The following is a 5,177-nucleotide window of genomic DNA, read 5'->3' as shown; positions in this document are numbered from 1 at the left end:
CATTTAAGGCATAGCGCAGCGTTTCCCCTAAATGTTCCAGTCTGCTTAAATCCCTGACTACAGCTAGTATATGGGTTGAGTCAGTGCGCTGTTTTCCTCTTGCTGACAGTAGTTTGAGTTCCTGAAATTTCGACAGCATCAAGTCTAGTATTTGCTGCTCGACACCACCTCTTATTAAGCGATCGCGGAATTCGCTTAGAATACTAAAGTCAAAACCTGGATCTGTTAACTCTAGGGACAAAGCATATTTCCAGTCAATTCGCCCTTGCACTGCAAGAGTTGCTTGTCTATCAGAGAGATTCTCTAAATACTGCATCACCAGTATCATCGCCAACCGCCAAGGTGCTTGCGCTGGCTGACCGCGTTGCGGATAAAGTGCAGCGAAGTCTTCATCTTGATAAAAGACCCCAAGTTCATCACGCAAGCGCATATATAAATTACCTTTTGGAAATGCGGCCTTGGCTACACGTACCGTTTCATCGGGAATAGGAGGAATTTCTTCAGGATGTAAGCACATATACTGCCTCCACAGGTATTTCTTCTAGTTTATTGATTATTGAGGCAGCTAACTTAATTTTTTTCTTTCCGTGTATTACATGGGAAGGTAGAATTACCCTTCCCATGTAATACACGGTAAAATCGGCGTTTTTATGTTAAGTAATGTTTCGCCAACAGTATCCGGCTTTAACGAAAAGTGGTTTCCGAATAGAAGATATGATGAGTTCCCAAGTCATTGCGATCGCTGGTACTCAGCGAGGTGGCAAGGGAACCTTAGCAGCAATCTTGGCAACATTATCTCTAGCTTTAGATTCGGGATTAAACACCCAATACTTTACAGCCGGGGTGGACGTTTACCCCTTTAGTTGCAATCTGATTTCTGCTCTTAAATACCCTGAAAACGATGCAGACGGGGCAGATAAAATAGTCGCCCGTGACTTGCTTAAATTTCTTAAAGGCTTAGATGCAAGTGAACCTTACTCCCACAAAAACTTACTGTTAGTCATTGATGAGGCCATGCGCTTGCTGTCTTTACTTGATGAGAGCGATCGCACTTGGGCTATTCAATATCTGCTGAGTCGCTTCGCTAAGTGTGGCGGTACATTAATCATTGTGTTGCATGGCTCCAATTTAACTTCTGTGGTTGGTAAGGCCACAGCAGGACTAGCAGACACCTTTAAGCAATCAGTTAATTTCATTGGTTGTGTAGCTCAGTCTGTCAGCGCTGGTGGATTGCGAAAGATTAATGTTGCTAGCGGCGAATATTTCAAAGCCAACCCTAATAACTTTGCTGAACCTGTTAGCGGTGGCAATCTTGGCATGATTCCTAACTGGCTAAAGATAGAGTTACACCCAGGAAATGGTCAGCCAGATCCAGCAAGAACATTACTCAAATTCTTCCCAGAGTTGGTGCAGCATCACCAGCCAGCAGTTATGCCCAGAGGGGAGAAAATTGCACCAGATGACGCAGTTAATCAGCTTGAGTCTATTTTCTCCAAGCCTACCCAAGACGTTGAAATTGCAGAGCTAGAATTCGTCAGCATTTCTGAGGCGGATTTAGAGCAAATTTTAAACATTGTTACTTCAGCCGTGACAACACCAGTCAGTTTTGCCGCGATTAGAAATAGCCGAAAGTGGGGCGAGGATAAACCTAGTGTTCGCTATTTAAGGGGTGCGATTGCACAACTTATAGAATCCAAGCAATTGAACGGTAGTGAGAAGTTAGGGTTTACCGCTTTTTAATATTACTGCAATCTCAAAAAGCCTTTAATTTTCACTTAGTTCCAAGATATCAAGACATCAAAACCTTGAAATCCTAGTAATGGATTTACATCTATGCACCCAATTGAGTTTAAGAAAAAGTGGCAGTTAACTTACGACGAGCTTGCACTTGTTTTAGGTTATCAAAGTGATTACACCGTCCGTTCCTGGAACATGAATGGAAGGCACAAGCGCAAAGAAGTCAAAAAGTTGTCTATAGCAATCCTAAATGAGTTGTGAAAAAAATGAACCATACATAAATATCTTCGGAAAGTCAAAAACTTGATGATGAGTAACAAGTTCAAATAATCTCTTGACATGAGGAAATGATTTGCATAAGTGATAAAACTCTCGAATAAAGTTTTTAGCGTGCAACCAGATGTCCTCTACAGGATTTTGTGTTGGATCATTAGGTGCAAACAAGAGACAAGTAACTTTATATTCATCTTCATTTAAGCCTTGATTAATAGTATCTAAATAAGCTTTAAATTCATTGGAACGGTGATAACTAGCTCCATCCCAAATCAAGGCAACACGGCTTTTTGGGTAATGAGAAATTAAATATTCTACGAAAGCGATAGCATTACTAGAATCACCCTTTTTACAAGGCTTAATTAAAAACTCTTGTGTGTAATAATTTAGAGCGCCGAAATAGGTTTTTCGTTGTCGTTCATTGATAACTGGAACTTCAATCCGTTCCTTGGTGTTTCCCCAAATATAACCACAAATATCTCCCCATAATAGGTGACATTCGTCTTCAAAGAAAACTACGAGTTCCCCAGACACTATCTCCTGCTGGTGTGCCGTCAGCCACGCTGTTATTTCTAGTTTTTTTTTAGCAACTAAATCCGGGTCTTTACGGGGATTACTTTTTTGTGTCTTCTTCCAACTTATATTAGCCTGCTTCAATAAGTTATAGTAACTTTGATTCGACTCAAAAACTACATCAAAATTATCTGACAAATACTCTTTTAATTCTGACAAATGCCAGTAATTCTTCTGTTGGAGCCAGCTTAATAATATTTGTTTTTGTGCCGAATCAAGATAACTTTTTGAGCCTTTGTATCTCAGCCTCAGTCCTGCGACACCCTGTTCTACAAATATATACTTCCATTTATTTACAAAGCCTACAGACACTCCTAAAATATGTCCAATTGTTGAATGTTTATAGTTTTGCATCATCATTTGTACAGCTAGTGCCCGTTTTAGTTCTCTGGGGTCTGGGTTCGCCTGAATGAACTCTATTAACTCTTCCATCTGTACTGCCATGCACTATATCATTACTCCCATTGTTCACCATATCAACAACTGTGATTTTTCACAAATGATTTAGGATTGCTATATGTCGCTTGTCGTCTTCTTGATGAGAAGTGGTCAACTCAAGGGAAACTTGTAGATTCTTACCTTTGATTATTTGTATTATTGGGGCAAATATTACGTTAAGCCTGTTTGCCCCAATCGCTATATATTGCCCTTCATCTTCGATTTCTGTCAGTCCCCAAACGCTTTTCTATCCGTTGTAGCTTGACATTGCTATAGCCTGTACGTTGCCAGATAGATTGGAGATAATTATTGAAATCATTCGAGATTTTTACCGGAATAAATTGATTTAGTCCGAAGAACATTGACAAAGCAAATATTGTCGTAATTAGCCCCATCATTCCATATTGACTTAGTGGTTCAGAGCGATAAACCTCTTTCTCTATGGTGATGGGTTTGGGGGGAGGGCTGTTCTTCAACTCCTGAATAACCGTAGTCAAGTTTTTCGTGTGAATCAACAGGTCGTTCCAGTTCGACTTTAACTGTGATATTTCGGTCTTTAGCCCTTTGAACTCTAAGCTCTCTAATGTCGATGAGGACTTGGGCATATTCTTTAACTGCGTCAGTAAGGGAGTTAATTCTTGTCTCAAATTCTCGTTGCTCTGCTCGGAATCGTTCGAGAAGAGATTCTGATTCTTCAATTCCCCCGTCAGCATCTCGATTGTCACCATCGCTTTGCTCAGGAGTTGATTCTGAATTAAATTCGTTTGCGCCCATGCTTGTAACTCCGCCCTATCGCGTTCGCGTTCAGTTTTCTGTGATTGCTTAAAATTTTCAAACTCTCTATATAATCTGCCTAGTGCTATCTTGACTTCCCCCTGTTCACTGCTCTCTACGGAATCGGCAGTTTCAGAATGAGGATTGCTGTGATTGCCGTTGCTATTATTATTGTTGCTCATTAGTTTTCTTTTTACCCCGACGAGAAGTAGATACTGTTACCGATACTTGATCTGAAGTCGAAGTCAAAGAGGACTCAGCAACAACCAGAACCTCTGACTGCTGCAACCCCAAATAAACCCCAGCCTTTTCAAGCTCTGGTTTCGCCTGATCCAAAAATCCACTCACTAGCAGGTAATCTCCAAAGGGAAATCCATTCTCTTCAGTCGCAGCCGAGTAAGGTAGACCTTTTTCTGTCAACGTGTCAAAGGTCGAGTAGTCTAGCTCTGGCATTTCTATTTCTATGCCTTTCAATTCAGATATCGCTGCCGAGGTTTTGCTATTCTCCCAACGCTGAAAACCTGAACCTTTATCCCAGCAAAGATTTTTCACTACGACATAATCAGCTTTATCGCCACAGAACTCAGCCATAGTTTTTAAGCTAGTGATGACCGAATACCCAAGGTTAAGCACAGTCACTAACGTTACCCGATAACCTAAATCGCCTGCAATCTTGAATAGCCCAAACTTACTGATAATCTCCCTGGTTTTATTGCTTGATGCCCCCGGCATATCTACTATTATTGAATCCGGTGATTCCGCTTTAATTTCCGTAAAGAAGCGTTTCGCCTCTGCCACCTCTAGGAAGTTTAACAGCCTTACCCCTGAGCCAAAATTTTGATAGTACTCGTACAGTTCTGGATTCTCTGTATCTGCGTCATAAGCTAGATAATTAATTCCTTTATTGTGCATTACATCCAGTAGCAGGCGAGTAAAGGCAGTCTTACCTGTACCACCCTTGCCCCCCAGTATCATCACGATGCGTTTCATATTTCACTCCTATCAGTGATGTTGAATTGGGCAGAAGTCGTAGGTGTTGTTTTTTTGCGTTTCGTAGTTTGAGATGGTGAAGGTAAGGATAGTTCACTACTATCAGGTGGTGAACTATCTACCTCTACTGCTGGAACATCATTGTTAGTTGTGGTTGAAGAATCAGTTGATTCTGGCTCGGAGTCAGAATTAACTGATTCTTCAACCGCTTTATCTGATGATAAATTACTCGAACTATTCTCCGTTATTGTTGAAGCTTTTTTATGAAAAATCTTCAGACCACTGGCCGCTAGTTCTACCCCATGACCTTTAAACACATCAGAAACATCGTCATAAGAGTAGCCAGCATCTAACATATCTTGAATAGGTTTAGCCAAACTGAGGACTAAATC

General features: G+C 40.9%; 7 protein-coding genes. 2 read left to right on the top strand and 5 right to left on the bottom strand.

Annotation, left to right across the window (positions count from 1 at the left end):
• On the bottom strand, positions 1-517 hold a 517-nt coding region (locus F8S12_RS02330; RefSeq protein ID WP_196514610.1), incomplete at its 3' end, for a transposase.
• A 143-nt stretch (positions 518-660) separates the two neighbouring features.
• Between F8S12_RS02330 and F8S12_RS02325 the strand changes: the two genes are divergently transcribed.
• Both F8S12_RS02325 and F8S12_RS02320 read left to right on the top strand, forming a co-directional pair.
• Positions 661-1,740 (top strand): hypothetical protein, encoded by a 1,080-nt coding sequence (locus tag F8S12_RS02325; RefSeq protein ID WP_196514609.1) that lies wholly within the window; start codon positions 661-663, stop codon positions 1,738-1,740.
• 93 nt (positions 1,741-1,833) lie between these two features.
• Positions 1,834-1,998 (top strand): hypothetical protein, encoded by a 165-nt coding sequence (locus F8S12_RS02320; RefSeq protein ID WP_196514608.1) that lies wholly within the window; start codon positions 1,834-1,836, stop codon positions 1,996-1,998.
• Here F8S12_RS02320 and F8S12_RS02315 read toward each other — a convergent pair.
• The 4 genes from F8S12_RS02315 to F8S12_RS02300 all read right to left on the bottom strand — a co-directional run.
• Entirely contained in the window at positions 1,984-3,015 is a 1,032-nt protein-coding gene (locus F8S12_RS02315; RefSeq protein ID WP_196514611.1) for an IS630 family transposase, read from the bottom strand. The genes F8S12_RS02320 and F8S12_RS02315 overlap by 15 nt on opposite strands.
• Before the next feature lie 218 nt (positions 3,016-3,233).
• Positions 3,234-3,977: a hypothetical protein gene (locus F8S12_RS02310; RefSeq protein ID WP_196514607.1), complete on the bottom strand. Its 744-nt coding sequence runs from the start codon at positions 3,975-3,977 to the stop codon at positions 3,234-3,236.
• Positions 3,964-4,785 carry a hypothetical protein gene (locus tag F8S12_RS02305; RefSeq protein ID WP_196514606.1) on the bottom strand — a complete coding sequence of 274 codons (822 nt, stop codon included), beginning with the start codon at positions 4,783-4,785 and terminating at the stop codon, positions 3,964-3,966. Before F8S12_RS02305 ends, F8S12_RS02310 begins: the two co-directional genes overlap by 14 nt.
• The coding region (locus F8S12_RS02300; RefSeq protein WP_196514605.1) for a hypothetical protein at positions 4,782-5,177 on the bottom strand (396 nt) is incomplete at its 5' end. The genes F8S12_RS02305 and F8S12_RS02300, both read right to left, overlap by 4 nt.

This window comes from Nostoc sp. WHI (genome assembly GCF_015714725.1).
Taxonomy (GTDB): domain Bacteria; phylum Cyanobacteriota; class Cyanobacteriia; order Cyanobacteriales; family Nostocaceae; genus Nostoc.
Note: the sequence above shows the minus strand (reverse complement) of the source record. Positions and strands in the feature narration are given on the sequence as shown.

Excerpts from the sequence above, each read along its gene's own strand:
- F8S12_RS02305 (WP_196514606.1), bottom strand. The coding sequence starts at position 4,785 with ATGAAACGCATCGTGATGATACTGGGGGGCAAGGGTGGTACAGGTAAG.
- F8S12_RS02315 (WP_196514611.1), bottom strand. The coding sequence starts at position 3,015 with ATGGAAGAGTTAATAGAGTTCATTCAGGCGAACCCAGACCCCAGAGAA.
- F8S12_RS02310 (WP_196514607.1), bottom strand. The coding sequence starts at position 3,977 with ATGAGCAACAATAATAATAGCAACGGCAATCACAGCAATCCTCATTCT.
- F8S12_RS02320 (WP_196514608.1), top strand. The coding sequence starts at position 1,834 with ATGCACCCAATTGAGTTTAAGAAAAAGTGGCAGTTAACTTACGACGAG.
- F8S12_RS02325 (WP_196514609.1), top strand. The coding sequence starts at position 661 with ATGTTTCGCCAACAGTATCCGGCTTTAACGAAAAGTGGTTTCCGAATA.